This is a genomic window from Lysinibacillus fusiformis (assembly GCF_016925635.1).
Lineage (GTDB): Bacteria > Bacillota > Bacilli > Bacillales_A > Planococcaceae > Lysinibacillus > Lysinibacillus fusiformis_F.
Genome location: NZ_CP070490.1, coordinates 361,012 through 378,636, shown reverse-complemented (window position 1 = coordinate 378,636; position 17,625 = coordinate 361,012). Strand labels below are relative to the sequence as shown.

Sequence of the window (17,625 nt, the reverse complement as noted above, 5' to 3'; positions counted from 1 at the left end):
TACGCTAAGGCTTAATGAATTGAATACATTCACTTTAAGGTGATGATAGAGGTGCAAGATTCAAGAGTAACACAATGGAGGATGGACAAGTCCAGAGATATTGTGTGAAAGGGGAGCTTGCCGAAGTCCAGCGTTGTTGTTTCCATTGCTGTACTGGTTTTGCATTTAAGAAATGTAAGACTGTCGATTCTAAACGTTTCGGAGAGCTATCACACATGCGCAAGTTACGATTATTGTACATGTTATAGGCAGCTTTCACGTTATGTGGAGGCTGCCTTTTAGTTTTTCTAGAAACGGTTTTGTCTCCTGTAATTAGGTGAAATACATGGACTGGAAGGGAGAATGAAAGAAATGGCTAAAATTGTGATGAAGTTTGGAGGAGCTGCATTAGCTTCTACTGAACAAATCCAACAGGCAGCTCGGAAAGCGATTGCTGAAAAGGACAGAGGATTTGATGTAGTGGTAGTTGTTGCAGCAATGGGACATACTGCCAAAGAAATGAAAATGATGGTACATCAACTAACTGACGATGCGTCAAAACGAGAATTAGATGCAGTTTTGTCTACAGGCTCTCAATTATCTAGTGCTTTATTTGCCATTGCCTTACAGGAAGCAGGCTATGAGGCTGTGTCTCTGACTGGATGGCAGGCAGGTATTCATACGGATGGTATGTATCAGCATGCGCGTATCGACTATATTGATGTTAGTCGAATCGAAGAACACTTTGCACAGGGGCAAATTGTAGTCATTGCTGGGGAACAAGGGGTTGACGAAGATCACAATATCACCATGCTTGGGAAAGGTGGAGCTGAAACGGCAGCTGTAGCGCTTGCCATCGCATTGGAAGCGGAGCGAGCTGATATGTATACAAATGTGGACGGTGTTTATACAGCAGATCCATGTTATGTGACACATGCCCAAAAGCTACAGGAAATTTCCTATGATGAAATGTTAGAATTATCTCATTTAGGATCTCATGTCATACATCCACGTGCGGTGGAGTTAGCAAAGAAATTTCAAATGCCTGTTATCATACGCTCAAGTTTAGTAGAGTCAGTAGGCACTTTATTGAAGGAGGAAGTGGAAATGGAAAAAAACTTAGTTGTTCGTGGCGTGGCCTTTGAATCAGATATTATTCGTTTAACAGTAGGGTATGATGCTTTATCTAATGCTTCATTAGCAGATATATTTACTATTCTTGCTGAGAACCGCATTAATGTAGATATTATTGTTCAAGCCATTATTGATGGGCTGAAACCAACTGTTTCGTTTTCCATTTTAAAAGAGGAATTTGCAGAAGCATTACGTGTTCTAGAAGATAGTAAATTATCACTCGGATTTAGTTTTGCAGACTTCGAAATAGGGTTAGCGAAAGTTTCCATTATTGGTTCAGGCATGGCCTCTAATCCAGGTGTTGCTGCTCGTATGTTTGATCGGTTGCGTCGTGAAAATATCCCTGTGAAAATGGTGAGTACTTCTGAAATAAAAGTTTCTGTTGTTGTACCACAGGATGATATGATCCAAGCAGCTAATGCACTGCATGATGAGTTTAATTTAGAGCAAGCACTTTACATATAATAATAGAAGAAACAGCATTTTATGTAATTGTCCGAAATTAAAGGAAGAAAAAAGAAGGATTGTCATCCCGTTAGGGGGAGACAATCCTTTTTATTACTCTGAGGGAATGGTATTCATAATACGTTCTTTGACGTCCCATTTGACTGTAAACATGACGTATTGTTGCTTTTCTCGCTTTTCATTATAGCATTCTGTAAGGTAGCCTTTAGCTAGTTGAATTTGCTCTGCTATAAATCCTGCTTCAAGTTTAAAGCTACGTTGTTTAATTTGCAGAATTTCAGGGTCGTTTGTCAACTGGAAAATGCGTCCATCCTTTGATTCCTTCATAAGCTCTAATGTACCCCAGCAGGCATCTGCGAAAAATGCGATAAGTTCATCTTGACTTTTACATGGGAACTTGCGAGCAAGCTCTTTACCTGCCCAATAAAGGACATCATCTTCATGTTTACCGAGTATAGAAGATAGAATATGATCACGAATGATCTCATAGCCAAATGATGAGATTGTAGGAGATGGAGTGTTTAACATTGTTATCCTTCTTTCTTAGAATTTTCTTAAAATTTAACGGTAATAAAGTAATGATAGATTTTTCGAGAAAAAACGACGCATCATGTACTAGATTAGTTCTTTAATAAGCTCTATGAAAAACTCCGAGTTGCCTTGACGCTCGTAGCTCTTGAGAGTACAATAAACATGTCATAATATTGTACCATGATGAAATACACAGTCAATGAAGTATCATTTACAAAATGATGACTTCTTTTGTTGTGCTATTTTAAGTACTAAGGGGGGTAACAGTCTTGTCGAAAGATCGAGAGTTTTTATGGCGTCGCTTACATTCTCTACTTGGGATCATTCCAGTAGGTCTGTTTTTAACGATGCACCTGTTCATTAACTTTACAGCAACAGGCGGGGCAGAAAGTTACAACGATGCTACCGCAGTAATGGAAAAGATTCCATTCCTTATCCTAGTTGAATGGATTGTCATCTATATTCCATTAATGTTCCACGCATTCTATGGTGTCTACATTGCATTCACTGCTACACCAAACACAGGACGTTTCAGCACGTACCGTAACTGGATGTTCTCTTTACAACGTTTTACTGGTGTATTCTTAGTGATATTCATCGCATGGCATATTTTCCAAACTCGTATTCAAAAAGCACTTGGCACACACGTTGATTACGACATGATGGCGAATATCGTTGCTAATCCATTCATGCTTGGATTCTACATTGTTGGTATTTTATCAGCAACTTTCCACTTATCTAACGGTTTATGGGCATTCCTAGTAAGCTGGGGTATTACACAATCTCCTCAGTCTCAAAAGATTGCTACTTACGTAACAAACATTATTTTCGTAATTCTAAGTGTAGTTGGTGTGGCAGCTATTTTAGCTTTCGTATAATTCAATAGAAGCTACGATAGAGCACATGCAATCATTGCAATTTTTTAAGAGGAGTGAGAAATAATCATGGCGAAAAGCAAAATAATTGTTGTCGGCGGTGGTCTTGCCGGTCTGATGGCAACGATTAAAGCAGCTGAAGTTGGTACTGAAGTTGATTTATTCTCATTAGTTCCTGTAAAACGCTCACACTCTGTTTGTGCGCAAGGCGGAATTAATGGTGCGGTAAATACAAAAGGTGAAGGGGATTCTCCATGGATTCACTTTGATGATACAGTATATGGTGGGGACTTCTTAGCGAACCAACCACCAGTAAAAGGTATGTGTGACGCAGCACCTGGCATTATCCACTTAATGGACCGTATGGGTGTTATGTTCAACCGTACACCAGAAGGACTTTTAGATTTCCGTCGTTTTGGTGGTACTTTAATGCACCGTACAGCTTTCTCTGGTGCAACAACTGGTCAACAATTACTATATGCGCTAGATGAGCAAGTTCGTTCTCATGAAGTAGCTGGTTTAGTAAATAAATATGAACACTGGGAATTCCTTGGTGTTATTATCGATGAAGACGGCGTTTGCCGTGGTATCGTAGCGCAAGATATGCGTACAGAAGAAATTAAATCATTCCGTGCAGACGCTGTTATTATGGCGACTGGTGGCCCTGGTATTATCTTCGGTAAAACAACAAACTCTGTTATTAACACAGGTTCTGCTGCTTCTATCGTTTATCAACAAGGTGCTTCATATGCGAATGGTGAATTCATTCAAATTCACCCAACAGCGATTCCTGGAGATGACAAAAACCGTCTAATGTCAGAATCAGCTCGTGGTGAAGGTGGTCGTATTTGGACTTATAAAGACGGTAAACCTTGGTACTTCTTAGAAGAGAAATACCCAGCTTATGGTAACTTAGTACCACGTGATATTGCAACACGTGAAATTTTCGACGTTTGTGTAAACCAAAAACTTGGTATCAATGGCGAAAACATGGTATACCTAGATCTTTCACATAAAGATCCACATGAATTGGACGTTAAACTTGGTGGTATCATCGAAATCTACGAAAAATTCGTAGGGGATGACCCACGTAAATTACCAATGAAAATTTTCCCAGCAGTTCACTATTCAATGGGTGGATTATGGGTTGACTACAATCAAATGACTGAAATTCCTGGTCTATTTGCAGCAGGTGAATGTGATTACTCTCAACATGGTGCAAACCGTCTTGGTGCAAACTCATTATTATCTGCTATTTACGGTGGTATGGTTGCAGGACCAAACGCAGTAGATTATGTAAAACATCTTAAAAAGCATGCTGAAGATCTTCCACAAGAGATTTACGATGCTCGTGTAACAGAGGAACAAGCGAAATGGGATGCTATCATGAAAATGGAAGGCACAGAAAACGCTTACTTACTGCATAAAGAGCTTGGTGAAATGATGACTGCTACAATGACTGTAGTACGTTACAATGATCAGCTTGAAGATACATTGAAAAAACTTGATGAGCTTACTGAGCGCTGGAACAACATCAACATCAACGATACGCAAAAATGGAGCAATCAAGGCGCGCACTTTACACGTCAGCTAAAAAATATGTTAGTGCTTGCAAAAGTAATGACAAAAGGTGCACTATTACGTAATGAATCTCGTGGTGCACACTATAAACCTGATTTCCCTAACCGTGATGACGAGCAATTCTTGAAAACAACAATGGCGAAGTTTGACCCAACTACTGGTAATCCAATCATCACGTACCAAGAAGTCGACGTTTCTTTAATCCCACCACGTAAACGCGACTACTCTGCGAAAGGAGACTAAAAGTTATGCAAATCTCAGCTAATACTGGAAGAATGGTTAAAGTAGAAGTCTTACGTCAAGATACACAGGGCGGCGATAGCTACTGGCAAAAATTCCAAGTGCCTTACCGTCATGGTATGAACGTAATTTCTATTTTAATGGAAATTCAAAAAAATCCTGTTACTGAAAATGGTGAAAACACATCGCCAGTATCATGGGATATGAACTGTTTAGAAGAAGTTTGTGGTGCATGTTCAATGGTGATCAATGGCCGTCCACGTCAATCATGTTCAACACTTGTTGACCAATTGACTGAACCAATTAAATTGGAGCCAATGAAGACATTCCCTGTTATTCGTGACCTACAAGTTGACCGTGAACGTATGTTCAACGCGCTTAAAAAAGTTAAAGCATGGGTACCAATCGATGGTACGTATGATTTAGGTGAAGGTCCACGTATGCCAGAAGGTAAACGTCAATGGGCTTATGAATTATCTAAATGTATGACTTGTGGTGTATGTATGGAAGCATGTCCGAACGTATCTGAAAAAGCTTCATTCATCGGGCCAGCTCCATTATCACAAGTACGTCTTTTCAACACTCACCCAACTGGTGCTATGATTAAAGACGAACGTTTAAATGCGATTATGGGCGATGGTGGTCTTGCGAACTGTGGTAACTCTCAAAACTGTGTTGCTGCATGTCCAAAAGGGATTCCTTTAACAACATCAATCGCTTCATTAAACCGTGCTACTTCAGTGCAAATGTTCCGTAACTTCTTCGGTTCTGACCACTACGTAGACTAATATACGGACAAGCTAAACTCCCTTACACTTTGTGTGAGGGAGTTTCTTAGTGTTGAAAAACAAAACTGTCAATTGAAAGGTAGAAATGGATTTCCGTTGCAGGCTACTTGCTTTCCTGTGGGCGAGCGCCGAATCGCTTCCTCCGCTACCGCTCCGTGCAGGGCTTCGCCTGTCTCGCTATCCCACGGGAGTCAAGTAGCCTTCCACTCCAATCCACAAAAGTGTTACCTTTTTAGCAAAGGTTTTCAAATAAAGTTCTCACGCATCACTTCTCCACATTGAAAATAAGAGCCTATCCCCTCTAAGAATACAGTTAATGGGCGATTTGATCGCTATGCTACTATGAAAAAAAGTAAAGACACTTTTGCAGAATGGTTGATTGGAGTGGAGCCAGCGTCACTCCTAGGGGATTTAGCGTCACAGAGGAGACCCTGGAGCGAACGGAAGTGAGTGAAGCGGCTCCTCGGACGCCCCCTGGAAAGGATGCTGGCGGAACGGAAATCAACCCCTCACCTTGCAAAGTTGCTTTTTCTGCCGTTGACATCATCTTTTTTCAACAACATGAAACTCCCTTACACTTCAGTGTGAGGGAGTTTTTTATAGTTATAGAAATGAATAGTCAACAAGATGATTATTCGCGTTTTTTCTATGATAATATAGCATTTTCTTTTATAATGAACATGTATTCATTTTGTTAACCGTCATCATAACTAGGTTGATGATCAGACGGGCAATTACATGACAGGGGATGGTATATCATGAAGGCAAATTATATCGATAATTTTCAAGAGTGGGAAAAGGCTTTTTCATTTTATAGTGAGGTACGCGTGCGATTTTCAGAAACAGACATGTATGGTCATATGAACAATACAATTAGCTTTACATATTTTGAGCAAGCAAGAATTGATTATTTCCGACATTTAGGTATTTTAATGCCTTCTGCAGGGGATGATGTACAATCTATACCAATAGTAGCCGATTTACAATGTGATTATGTAAAGCAGGTTTTCTTTGATGATGTTCTACGCATTTATACAAAAATCGCGCAAGTTGGGAATTCTTCGATGGATATTCATTATCTAGCAAAAAATCAAAGGGACGAAATTTGTTTCACTGGCCGTGGAACGATTGTGCAAATGGACCCTCGCACAGGTAAAAGTGTGCCGATCTCAGAGGAAGAAAAAACGAAATTAATTCAGTTGGCTATTCTACCTCACTAGTTCAATATGTAACTATATGTAAATTTATTAAAATAGTAGGAATTACATTTTAAGTAAAATTTACGAATGTATCTATGTAATTTTCGAAATTTTTAAGGAAACATGGAATAATCATGCAAATAGCCGTCACCGCTTCCTGCCCCTTAACATAAGTTACAATACGTGCGGGGGAGGAGGGTGTAACTGAATGAATGGCTCTCATCATCGTTCTCTTTTAACAAACCGAGAACGTGAAATATTTGCGCTTTTATTAGCTGAAAAAACAACGAGAGATATTGCAGAGCAGCTTGGTATTAGTGAAAAAACAGTGCGAAATCACATTTCCAATACAATTCAAAAGCTAGGTGTAACGAATCGATCTCAGGCGTTAATTGAGCTGTTACGCTTGGAAGAATTTAAATTAGACTAATGGACACTTGCTATTTCGTGAAAAAAACGACAAAATAGAACTATTCAACGTATTTTTAGGAGTGAAATAGTTATATGTCGGATGAAGTAACAAAGCACTCACCTGAAACCGTTGCAACGGTTGAAAAGGAATTACGCTATATAGCGGCCATCGTGAAGCAAAAGGGAAGAGAAATTGTTTCCGATTATGCGATTACGCCGCCACAATTTGTTGCATTACAGTGGTTAGAAGAGCTTGGTGATATTACAATTGGCGAATTATCAAACCGTCTATATTTAGCTTTTAGCACGACAACAGATTTAGTGGACCGAATGGAGAAAAATGAATTAGTCAAGCGTGTGCGTGATGAAAATGATCGCCGTGTCGTTGTCGTTCATCTTCTCGAAAAAGGCGAACGTATTATTCAAGAAGTTATTGAAAAAAGACAGCAATACTTGCAAGAGATGCTTGTTGGTTTTAATGAACAAGAAGTCGCGCAATTATCAAGCTACTTAGAGAAACTACATGTACACATGAAACAGGATTGAGGCGGAAAGTATGAATGCCCCGATAGGCGTTATTGACTCAGGAGTAGGCGGTTTAACCGTAGCAAAAGAAATCATGAAGCGATTGCCAAACGAAACGATTTATTATATTGGCGATACAGCAAGGTGTCCGTATGGTCCAAGAAGTCGTCAGGAAGTACGGAATTTTACTTGGCAAATGGCAAAAGCACTCGAAAAAATGAATGTTAAGATGCTCGTTATAGCTTGTAATACAGCGACTGCAGTAGCACTCGAAAGTTTACAAAGAAATATGCCTTTTCCGGTACTAGGTGTTATCAATGCTGGCGCACGTGCAGCTGTAAAGAAAACGAAGCGACATGAAGTCGTTGTGCTTGCAACAGAAGGAACGATTAAAAGTGGGGCGTATGAAGAAGCCTTGTTGTCACTCAATACGTCAACACATATTATTCCACTAGCTTGTCCAACATTCGTGCCACTTGTAGAAAGTGGCGAATATAAAGGTGACTTTGCAAATAATTTAATAGCTGAAGGCTTAAAGCCGTTGAAAAATCGACAATTTGATACGGTTATTTTAGGGTGTACACATTATCCTATTCTACAAAAACAAATTGAAGCTGTTGTCGGAGAAGATGTGAATGTACTATCTTCTGCGGAGGAAACAGCAAAGGATGTTCAGGAAATGTTAGCGTATAACGGCACTTTAGCAAATGCAAATGCGGTGCCTGCTCATAAATTTTTTGCAACTGGTTCTGTTCCAATTTTCCGTTCGATTGCTGAGAATTGGTTAGAACAAGGTACTCTCGACATAAAACGTATCACATTAAAATAAAAAATCAGCTTAGCAACAGGCTAGGCTGATTTTTGCCGTTTTCAGCATTGTACATAAGCCACCATTGAGTACTTTTTTGATGGCACAAATTATGATAAGATGAGGGCGCGAAAGTTTTTAGGAGGAACGAAAAATATGACAAGATTTGATGGTAGAAATGCAGATGGGCTAAGACCTGTGAAAATAGATAGCGAGTATCTATTACATCCAGAAGGCTCCGTATTAATTCAAGTAGGCAATACAAAAGTAATTTGCACAGCAACGATTGAAGACAAGGTACCTGGCTTTTTACGTGGGCAAGGGAAAGGATGGATCACAGCCGAATATTCCATGCTGCCACGTGCAACCGCTCAACGTACACCACGTGAATCCTCTCGTGGGAAAGTCAATGGACGTACAATGGAGATTCAGCGCTTAATTGGGCGTGCATTACGTGCTGTAGTCGATTTAGAGGCACTAGGCGAGCGTACTGTATGGATTGACTGTGATGTCATTCAAGCTGATGGTGGTACTCGTACAGCATCCATTACGGGAGCATTTGTTGCCATGACACAAGCCATTGCTAAATTTGCTGAAGAAAAGCCATTCGAAAAATTCCCAGTAACAGACTTTTTGGCAGCAACAAGTGTTGGGATTGTAGAAGAACAAGGTGCTATTCTCGATTTAAATTATGTAGAAGATGTGGCTGCAGCTGTTGATATGAACATTGTAATGACGGGCGCAGGACGATTTGTAGAAATACAAGGTACTGGAGAGGAAGCCACTTTTTCTCGTCAAGAACTAAATGAATTGTTAGCACTAGGTGAAAAAGGCATACAACAATTAGTTGAACTTCAAAAAATAACGCTTGGTGAACTGGCAAACAAGGTTGGAGGGAATCAATAGTATGAAACAAGTAGTCATCGCCACAAAAAATAAAGGAAAAGCAAAAGACTTTGAAGCATTATTTGGCCCACTTGGTTATGAAGTCGTGACAATGTTTGAAGTGGCACCAGAAATGGAAATAGAAGAAACAGGAACAACATTCGAAGAAAATGCCATCTTAAAAGCAGAAGCATTAGCGAAGGAGATTGGTACCATTGTTATTGCAGATGATAGTGGCTTAGCAGTAGATGCATTAAATGGAGACCCAGGCGTGTATTCTGCTCGCTATGCTGGTGACCATGATGATGAAGCAAACATGATCAAGCTGTTAGAAAATTTACAAGGTGTCGAAGATGACAAGCGGTCAGCACGTTTTTGCTGCTGTATTGCAATTGCAGGACCTGATTTTGCAACAACAACGGTATTTGGCACATGTGAAGGTGTCATTGCCCATGAAAAGCGTGGAACGAATGGCTTTGGCTATGATCCAATCTTTTTCGTGCCAAGCTTAAATCGTATGATGGCAGAGCTTTCACCAGAGGAAAAAGGCTCTATTTCTCACCGTGGCAATGCCATCCGCAAGTTAAAGGAGCAATTACCGAATCTTATCAAATAAGAGGTGATATCCATGAAAATACTTGTTATGAGCGATACACATGGTGATAGCCATGTCATCGAAAAGGTTAAAGGCTTTTATCCTGAAATAGCTGTTGTGATTCATTGTGGAGATAGTGAACTTCCCTACTCACATACGGCATTAGAAGGATTGAAAAAAGTACGTGGAAACTGTGATCGTGAGAAAGCTTTCCCCGAAGAAGAAATTTTCACTGTCCATGATGTAAAGATTTTTGTGACACACGGTCATTTATTCAATGTGAAAAATTCCATCTTATCCTTATCCTATCGTGCAAAAGAAGTAGGTGCACAAATCGTTTGTTTTGGTCATTCTCATATTCTCGGTGCCGAAATGATGGATGATATCTTATTTTTAAATCCGGGCAGCTTATTAAAACCACGTGGTCGTAAAGAGAAAAGCTTTGCTGTTGTGGAAATCAATGCAACATCTTTTAAAGTCGATTGCATGACAGATGACAATCAATGTATGGCTACATATACATTTGACCGACAATAATAGGGAAAATCCGCATGACTATCAAAGTATGCGGATTTTTATTTGGGCTGCTGATAGTGGTAAAATTGACTAGGAATGATTAATGCTGAAATAGCAAAAATAAATCGTAAAGGCAATAAAGGAGAAAACATGGAAAAAACAATTGGCTGGCATTTTGATAATAGTTACGTTCAACTACCAAGTATTTTTTATTCCGACATATCGTTAAATCCTGTTCGTTCACCAAAATTGATCTTGTTAAATGAAGCAGTTGCAGCATCACTCGGATTAGACATTCAGGCTTTAAAGAGTGAGGAAGCTTTAGCTGTTTTAGCTGGTAATACAATCCCAGAAGGTGGCGAACCGATTGCACAGGCCTACGCAGGGCATCAATTTGGTCATTTTAATATGCTAGGTGATGGTAGAGCTCTATTATATGGGGAACAAATCACACCTCAAAACGATCGATATGACATTGCTCTAAAAGGATCAGGTAGAACACCTTATTCTCGTGGAGGGGATGGACGAGCCGCATTAGGTCCAATGCTAAGGGAGTATATCATGAGTGAAGCGATGTTTGCGTTAGGTATTCCCACTTCACGCAGTCTAGCAGTAGTAACTACAGGTGAAATGATTATACGAGAAACGGAACTACCAGGCGCTATTGTCACACGAGTTGCAAGTAGCCATTTGCGGGTAGGGACCTTTCAATATGCCGCGCAATGGGGTACAGATGAGGAGCTACAGCTCTTAGCTGATTATGCATTAGAACGACATTACCCAGCTAATATTGGCGGTCAAAATCGTTATCTTTATTTGCTACAAGAAGTCATGAAGAAACAAGCGTCCCTTATAGCCAAGTGGCAGTTAGTGGGCTTTATTCATGGCGTCATGAACACAGATAATATGACCATTAGCGGTGAAACCATTGATTATGGTCCTTGTGCATTCATGGACATCTATGATCCCGCGACTGTGTTTAGCTCTATTGATCGCCAAGGACGTTATGCTTATGGAAATCAGCCCAACATTGGTGGCTGGAATTTAACTCGCTTAGCTGAGTCCTTACTACCTTTAATTGATGATGATCAAGAAAAAGCCATTCAACTGGCACAAGATACCCTACAACAGTATCCAAAATTATATGTAGAAAATTGGTTGGAAGGCATGCGTGCAAAGCTTGGCATTTTTAATGAGGAGCAAGAAGACATCAAGCTTGTTGAAGAGCTTCTTCAGCTTATGCAGCAATACCAAGCTGATTATACCAATACATTTATCGCCTTAACGTTTGAGCAATTGGAGGATTCCCCATTATTTAATGCCTCAGCTTTTAAAGACTGGCATCACAAATGGCAAGCTCGATTAGCGAGACAGCAGCAAACAAAAGACATGTCACAGCAATTAATGCGTCAACATAATCCAGCTGTTATTCCCCGTAATCACAGGGTAGAAGAAGCTTTAGAAGCGGCTGTTGAACGAGGCGATTATAGCGTGATGAACAGCTTACTAAAAATCCTTGCTCAGCCCTACGCCCATACGGAAGAGCAACAAGAATACGCTTCATTACCTGAACCGACGAATCAACCATATCGTACGTTTTGTGGCACATAAGTAAAAACGAGAGCTAGTTATTCTCTCGTTTTTTATTTATTTGTATAAAGGCACTCTCCCGTACTCAAACGCATATTCTATGTATGAATAAAGATAAAGGAGAATAGGGTCGGTGCATAAGTATTCAAAGGGTTGGTTTGTCAAAGTATTACGTGCTCATGGAATAATGGTTCATCCTCAATTTAAAAATCATTTAGGCTTATATAAAGAATCTGAATTACGAAATTTATATTATCGTTATGTCGAAATAGAGTCTGCTGAGCAGGATCAATAGACCGTTTGTTTGAATAACTCCTTTCTAGGAAAAACTAGTGATTAGAAAGGAGTTTTACTATGTGGATGATGACTCAAACATGGCAAGATGTTTTATTTTTACATTGGCCGATAGCCCCTCAAGAACTCGAAAAACATGTACCTCAAGAACTGAAGCTCGATCTATTTGAGCAAAATGCTTGGATCAGCGCTGTCCTTTTTAAAGTTTATCGACATCGGCTACGCTTTCTACCACCTCTTCCTGGGATGAACACTTATTTACAGTTGAATGTCCGAACATATGTGGAGTATAACGGCATGAAAGGCATCTATTTTTTTCATTTAGATGTGACGAATTATTTCCTATCAAAAATTACGGCAATAGGGAGCTTGCCATATCGCCATTCCAATATCCTAGTAAAACAAAGAGGGGATCACTATTCATATACAAGCCATTACAAAGTAAGTGATGAAAGATTGAGGGTTACTTGTACAATAGGAGACAAGACCAATACTAATTTCGACCAATGGATTGTAGAGCGTTATCATTCATGGGCGAAATGGAAGGATACACTTTTCCGCATTGATATTCACCACTCCCCATGGGAATTAAAGCGAGCGACAGTAACGATTCAAAGCAATACATTAGCCTCTTTTATGAAGGGGAGCTTCCAAGGCATGCAGCCTCGTGCACATTATGCCAAAAACAAAGTGGCGAGAGTTTTTCCTCCAGCAGTTGAGCGTAAAATGGACATAAATGCATCAAGATTTTTACACTAAAAGAGGTAACAAAATTGCATCACGATGGCGCTGGCAATCATATCTGACATCGCAAGTGCCTCTGCTTCAATTTCATCAAATACATCGACATCTGCCTGATAATCTTTTTGTATCATGGTGACAGCTTCATTTTTCGTTAAAGCTAAATGCGTATAAAACATTTTTTGTACTGCCTCTTTACTTAGGTATGGATTGATTGTATGCAAAAAGAAAGCAATATCATCTGCATTACGATACCATTCCTTCTCTTTTGCTTCCGCTGTGGTAGCGTCTCCTTTTGCTGCAGCTGTCACTAATTGAGCCGCAATTACCAGATGCTCTTTAATTAAAGCTGCATAACGATCCGCCACGGAGTCACCATAAAAGGGGCGTAGACAATTCCCTAAATCGGTTGCATTTCGTAGCAAACGCTGCTGCACAAAGGGTAAATCGGGCAAATTAAACACAATGCTAATAATGGTCATCCGTGTCCAATTCACATGCTCCATCCAAAGTAAGCGGTTCATAGCCATAAAATCCGCTTCGCCTTTACTAATACAGCGTCTGTAATCATTAGACTGTAAAAAGTGACGAATCGGAGCTGTATAGTGCGTATAGGGAGCGTGATACAGCTGGCTTAATGAAAAACCATTTGCATAGGGGTACAAGGCTTCACTCCTTCTTGTTCTTTTTCCTACAGTAGCATACTCTAAGGAATCTCGGAGTATGAAGAACAAGAAAGAAAAGAAGAGACGACAAAATTACGCCTCATAAATCATTTTCTTCGTCATGCCACCATCGACTGTAAGATTAATACCTGTCACAAAGTTATTCAACGGGTTTGTTAGATAGAGACAAGCCTGTGCAATATCTTCAGGCAGACCCACCCTTCCTGACAAATGCTGCGCATGATCGATTGGCCGTAGTGCCTCGTAATCACCTGTTTCAATCCACCCAGGTGAAATACAATTCACTGTAATTTGATCTGGTCCTAAAGATCGCGCTAAAGCATGTGTTAACGCCACAATCCCACCCTTTGTAGCCGCATAAGCTTCTGTATGAGGCTCTGACATTTCAGCTCGCGTTGAGGCCAGCGAAACAATTGAACCACCCTTAGCATTATGTCGCATCACTTTTGCAGCCTCTCTGGCACAGAAAAAGGTACTCGTTAAATTCGTCTGCAACAAATCATGCCACTCATCAAACGTCACCTCGTAAGGAGATTGATGCTTAAACTTCCCAGCATTATTAATTAAAATATGAATGGTCCCATATTGCTCAACAGCTCGCTGCATCAAATGAATGATATCCTGTTCCTTTGTCACATCCGTTGGCACAAATAATGCAAAGTAGCCCTGAGCAAGCATATCCTGTGCTAACTGTTGTCCTAAGCCTGCGTTCAAATCACCAATCACCACTTTTGCACCTTGTTGTGCATATGCAAGCGTAATGCCCTTACCAATTCCTTGTGCACCACCTGTGACAATAACGACTACATCTTTAAACATCCGCATACCTCCTACTTTTTTATCGCCAATAGTGTAGCAAATATTTGCTATTCGTCCTGTTAAGAGGGTGAAGAAATGGTATAATGAATGCTGAGGCAACATATGATAAAAAATATGAGGCAAACCTTGCCTACATAGTAAAATTAATGTTGACATTATGCTATAAATTACATATAATAAGTATTGTCCTTCCTATGGAATACATAAGAAACGACATCATGTCTCAGTAGCTCAGCAGGATAGAGCAACGGCCTTCTAAGCCGTCGGTCGGGGGTTCGAATCCCTCCTGGGACGTCAATAGGTAGTTTTAGAAAGAGAAACTACAGTGTGAAAAACACCTTAAATCCTTTAATATCAAGGATTTAAGGTGTTTTTAGTATTTTTTAGAAGTCGTTAAAAAGAGATAAAAAATAAAAGTTTTCTACACATTTTCTACACATCTACACGCTCTATATTAGTGGAAGGCATTAACATCATCTTTTTAAATACATCTGCTGTTTTTCTGGAATCACGTTCACGCAATTCTTTTAGCACATGGGCATATGTAGAAGAAGTAATTTCAATACTTGAATGACCTAGACGTTCAGACACATAAATCAAATTTACTTCTTCGAAAAGTAAAATACTCGCATGTGTGTGGCGTAATCCATGAGCAGTAATGAGTGGTGTTATTTTAAGATGTTTCAATGCTGCCCGTAGTACATCATTTAATCGATCATTTGTGACAACTAAAATATCGGATGTGTCTTCAAAGAACACTAGTTGATGTTGATTATCTGAATGTGATGTACGATATTTAAAAAATTTCTTAAATAATAGCATAGTCTCTGTATCAATAGTTATCGTACGCTCAGAGCTTTCATTTTTTAAGTCACCAAAGCCACCGCCTTCTTTGTATTTCCATTGCCGTTCTACACGAATGAAACTCTCCTTAAAGTTAAAATCTGTCTCGATGAGGCCAACTAATTCACCATAACGCATACCAGAAGTTAAGGCGAGAAGTAGTAATAAATTCTCGATACCATTATCAACGTTTTGTAAGTTATTTATGTTTTTCTCAACATGATCTTTTAAGTAAAATAAGAGCCTTTCAGTATCAGTAAGGTTTAAAAATTTTTCAGACCCTTTTTTTGAAGATGCCCCAGTAATAGTAATATTGCGAGTGAAATCATTCTTTATTAGTCCTTCGTCAATTGCTTCTAACAAACATGTTCGGACGTATCCATTTAACTTACGATTTGTATCCCTCGCAAATTTTGTTCCTAAATCATTCATAAACTCTTGATAATTACGTTTTGTAATCTGCTGTATGGGCATTTCACCAAAGTACTCAAACATTTTATTGTAAGTAGCTGTATAGGCTCTCATCGTAATGTCAGAGATATCGGTTTTATATGTTTTTACCCAATCCATAAAATACTTAGTGAAAGGAATATCTTGTTGAATTAGTGGGATGCCATTCTTCCCAATGTTAGATTCAATAGCTGCTGCTGCAATTGTTGCTTCCTTTTTGGTACTGAAACCACCTTTCCGTATAGGTTTATACTTTCCATCGACCATTCTACTAACACAATACTGCCACGTCTTTCCACGCTTTGTTATACTCGCCATAATAGACACCCCCAATTACATTGTTATTAAGGTCATAGAAAAGTTCTATTCCTATTTGGCATATTCATTTTTTTATTAAAATATTGAGTAAGTCGTTTTTCAGCAAAGTCGTATTCAACATTGAATAGTTGTTGAACATTCTCAATAGTGAGCGCATTAGAATCCATTTCATCCAGCATGAAAGAGGGGACACAGGCATGATACATAAAATTATTTGCTTTGTTCTCTAGATATTTTATCCAAGATTTGGACATGCGCTCTTGCTGTCCAGTATGTAATAAAACATGCCCTAACTCATGGCAAAAATCTTGCCAAAGCTGTACGGATGTTAGTTGTTCATTGAGAAAAATATAAACATGGTTTTCATCAAAAAGTGCTTGGCTTGTTTTGTTCCAATAAAATACTTTTATATCCAACGAAATTGCTATATTTTGAAATTGAAGTTGTGAAGGTATTGTTATACTTATTTGGTTATATAAATTTTTAATAAAATTTTCAGTGTGTGTATAATTTTTCATTTAAACATCCTCACAATGAATTTTAAATAGAACGTATGTTCTTTTTATTATATAATAAAACCCTACTATTTTGTAGTAGGGTTTAATAATTCAGTTTGGGGGTATTCATCAAAAATCTGATCTTTTAATAATCTACCAGTCCTGAATTTTTGAACGCCTCCCCATTGTTTAAAGAAAAAGGCGACTTTATTTTTTTCACAGTTTAATTTTATATCCCAAACCCATTCCTCAAGCATTGGCCTTGAACGCGGACCAGATTCTCCACCCACAATTACCCAGTGAATATCATTTATGTCCATATTATTTAGTGGTCCTAAAAGTGGCTCACATGATAAAAATCTAACTTTTGCAGGGACGGTTCTGAGATAATCGATTCTATTTAAGACACTCTCATTTTCTACACTAACACCCATCCAAATATTAGGCCCCCATGTCAATTGAGGAGCAAGTTCACTTAAGCGTTCTGCACGTTTTGTTAATATTTGATATGTGTGTTTTGGAGTATCATTCATTGTATCGAATACTTTTTGGATAAACTCCAGTGGTACATCTTCATGAAATAAATCAGACATTGAGTTTACAAATACTTTGCGGGGCTTCGCCCATTTATAAGGTAAAGTGATTAAATCTTCATGTAGGGTAACTTTAAAACCATTATTGTAACGGGGATTACCCATAGCTACTAATCGTTTAGCCATTCGTTCAGCGTAGCAGTTTTTACAACCTTGTGATACTTTACTGCATCCAGTGACAGGGTTCCAAGTCGCTTCCGTCCATTCGATGCTACTATTACCAGCCATATTATCCCTCCTTTACTAGTAGTATAACATTAAA

21 protein-coding genes, 1 tRNA gene and 1 riboswitch are annotated in these 17,625 nt (G+C 39.1%); of the genes, 16 read left to right on the top strand and 6 right to left on the bottom strand.

From position 1 onward, the window contains the following. Window positions 1–38: 38 nt before the first annotated feature. A riboswitch (Lysine riboswitch) is annotated at window positions 39–217 on the top strand. Between the two features lie 134 nt (window positions 218–351). Next, window positions 352–1,578: an aspartate kinase gene (locus tag JTI58_RS01890; protein ID WP_205444849.1), complete on the top strand. Its 1,227-nt coding sequence runs from the start codon at window positions 352–354 to the stop codon at window positions 1,576–1,578. A gap of 93 nt (window positions 1,579–1,671) precedes the next feature. On the opposite strand, the gene JTI58_RS01885 is transcribed toward JTI58_RS01890, so the two are convergent. Next, complete coding sequence (locus JTI58_RS01885; RefSeq protein WP_205444847.1) at window positions 1,672–2,106, bottom strand: YslB family protein; 435 nt, start codon at window positions 2,104–2,106, stop codon at window positions 1,672–1,674. A gap of 272 nt (window positions 2,107–2,378) precedes the next feature. Between JTI58_RS01885 and JTI58_RS01880 the strand changes: the two genes are divergently transcribed. From JTI58_RS01880 to JTI58_RS01815, 14 genes are all read left to right on the top strand, one after another. Beyond that, complete coding sequence (locus tag JTI58_RS01880; protein ID WP_141904737.1) at window positions 2,379–2,987, top strand: succinate dehydrogenase cytochrome b558 subunit; 609 nt, start codon at window positions 2,379–2,381, stop codon at window positions 2,985–2,987. 66 nt (window positions 2,988–3,053) lie between these two features. Next, window positions 3,054–4,808 carry a succinate dehydrogenase flavoprotein subunit gene (gene sdhA, locus JTI58_RS01875; RefSeq protein WP_205444846.1) on the top strand — a complete coding sequence of 585 codons (1,755 nt, stop codon included), beginning with the start codon at window positions 3,054–3,056 and terminating at the stop codon, window positions 4,806–4,808. A 5-nt stretch (window positions 4,809–4,813) separates the two neighbouring features. Further along, entirely contained in the window at window positions 4,814–5,593 is a 780-nt protein-coding gene (gene sdhB, locus JTI58_RS01870; protein ID WP_205444844.1) for a succinate dehydrogenase iron-sulfur subunit, read from the top strand. A 446-nt stretch (window positions 5,594–6,039) separates the two neighbouring features. Continuing rightward, a complete protein-coding gene (locus JTI58_RS24780; protein WP_243456283.1) occupies window positions 6,040–6,291 on the top strand; it encodes a hypothetical protein in 252 nt (83 codons plus the stop codon). A 60-nt stretch (window positions 6,292–6,351) separates the two neighbouring features. Then, complete coding sequence (locus JTI58_RS01860; protein WP_205444842.1) at window positions 6,352–6,813, top strand: acyl-CoA thioesterase; 462 nt, start codon at window positions 6,352–6,354, stop codon at window positions 6,811–6,813. A gap of 187 nt (window positions 6,814–7,000) precedes the next feature. Then, window positions 7,001–7,222: a helix-turn-helix domain-containing protein gene (locus tag JTI58_RS01855; protein ID WP_004226437.1), complete on the top strand. Its 222-nt coding sequence runs from the start codon at window positions 7,001–7,003 to the stop codon at window positions 7,220–7,222. 74 nt (window positions 7,223–7,296) lie between these two features. Next, window positions 7,297–7,749, top strand: coding sequence for a MarR family winged helix-turn-helix transcriptional regulator (locus JTI58_RS01850; RefSeq protein WP_016991542.1), 453 nt, complete (start codon window positions 7,297–7,299; stop codon window positions 7,747–7,749). Between the two features lie 10 nt (window positions 7,750–7,759). Then, on the top strand, window positions 7,760–8,557 hold the full coding sequence (gene racE / locus JTI58_RS01845; protein WP_205444840.1) for a glutamate racemase: 798 nt from the start codon (window positions 7,760–7,762) through the stop codon (window positions 8,555–8,557). A 135-nt stretch (window positions 8,558–8,692) separates the two neighbouring features. Beyond that, complete coding sequence (gene rph / locus JTI58_RS01840) at window positions 8,693–9,442, top strand: ribonuclease PH (protein WP_205444838.1); 750 nt, start codon at window positions 8,693–8,695, stop codon at window positions 9,440–9,442. Between the two features lies 1 nt (window position 9,443). Next, window positions 9,444–10,037, top strand: a complete 594-nt coding sequence (locus JTI58_RS01835) for an XTP/dITP diphosphatase (protein ID WP_205444836.1) — start codon at window positions 9,444–9,446, stop codon at window positions 10,035–10,037. A 12-nt stretch (window positions 10,038–10,049) separates the two neighbouring features. Continuing rightward, window positions 10,050–10,553 carry a metallophosphoesterase gene (locus JTI58_RS01830; protein WP_205444834.1) on the top strand — a complete coding sequence of 168 codons (504 nt, stop codon included), beginning with the start codon at window positions 10,050–10,052 and terminating at the stop codon, window positions 10,551–10,553. A gap of 129 nt (window positions 10,554–10,682) precedes the next feature. Further along, window positions 10,683–12,143, top strand: a complete 1,461-nt coding sequence (locus JTI58_RS01825) for a protein adenylyltransferase SelO (RefSeq protein WP_205444833.1) — start codon at window positions 10,683–10,685, stop codon at window positions 12,141–12,143. A gap of 112 nt (window positions 12,144–12,255) precedes the next feature. Beyond that, window positions 12,256–12,417, top strand: a complete 162-nt coding sequence (locus JTI58_RS01820; protein ID WP_205444831.1) for a DUF2639 domain-containing protein — start codon at window positions 12,256–12,258, stop codon at window positions 12,415–12,417. Window positions 12,418–12,476: 59 nt separating this feature from the next. Further along, window positions 12,477–13,175 (top strand): YqjF family protein, encoded by a 699-nt coding sequence (locus JTI58_RS01815; protein ID WP_205444830.1) that lies wholly within the window; start codon window positions 12,477–12,479, stop codon window positions 13,173–13,175. Here the strand turns inward: JTI58_RS01815 and JTI58_RS01810 are convergent. Next, entirely contained in the window at window positions 13,172–13,822 is a 651-nt protein-coding gene (locus tag JTI58_RS01810; protein ID WP_205444828.1) for a hypothetical protein, read from the bottom strand. The genes JTI58_RS01815 and JTI58_RS01810 overlap by 4 nt on opposite strands. Window positions 13,823–13,915: 93 nt before the next feature. After that, on the bottom strand, window positions 13,916–14,662 hold the full coding sequence (locus JTI58_RS01805; protein ID WP_205444827.1) for an SDR family NAD(P)-dependent oxidoreductase: 747 nt from the start codon (window positions 14,660–14,662) through the stop codon (window positions 13,916–13,918). A gap of 220 nt (window positions 14,663–14,882) precedes the next feature. On the opposite strand from JTI58_RS01805, the gene JTI58_RS01800 reads away from it, so the two are divergent. Then, window positions 14,883–14,956: transfer RNA gene (locus tag JTI58_RS01800), tRNA-Arg, on the top strand. Between the two features lie 138 nt (window positions 14,957–15,094). Here JTI58_RS01800 and JTI58_RS01795 read toward each other — a convergent pair. The 3 genes from JTI58_RS01795 to JTI58_RS01785 form a co-directional block, all read right to left on the bottom strand. After that, a complete protein-coding gene (locus JTI58_RS01795) occupies window positions 15,095–16,273 on the bottom strand; it encodes a tyrosine-type recombinase/integrase (RefSeq protein ID WP_205444825.1) in 1,179 nt (392 codons plus the stop codon). Window positions 16,274–16,305: 32 nt separating this feature from the next. Further along, window positions 16,306–16,791, bottom strand: a complete 486-nt coding sequence (locus JTI58_RS01790) for an ImmA/IrrE family metallo-endopeptidase (protein WP_205444823.1) — start codon at window positions 16,789–16,791, stop codon at window positions 16,306–16,308. Window positions 16,792–16,856: 65 nt separating this feature from the next. Further along, entirely contained in the window at window positions 16,857–17,591 is a 735-nt protein-coding gene (locus JTI58_RS01785) for a DUF5131 family protein (RefSeq protein WP_205444822.1), read from the bottom strand. Window positions 17,592–17,625: the final 34 nt, after the last annotated feature.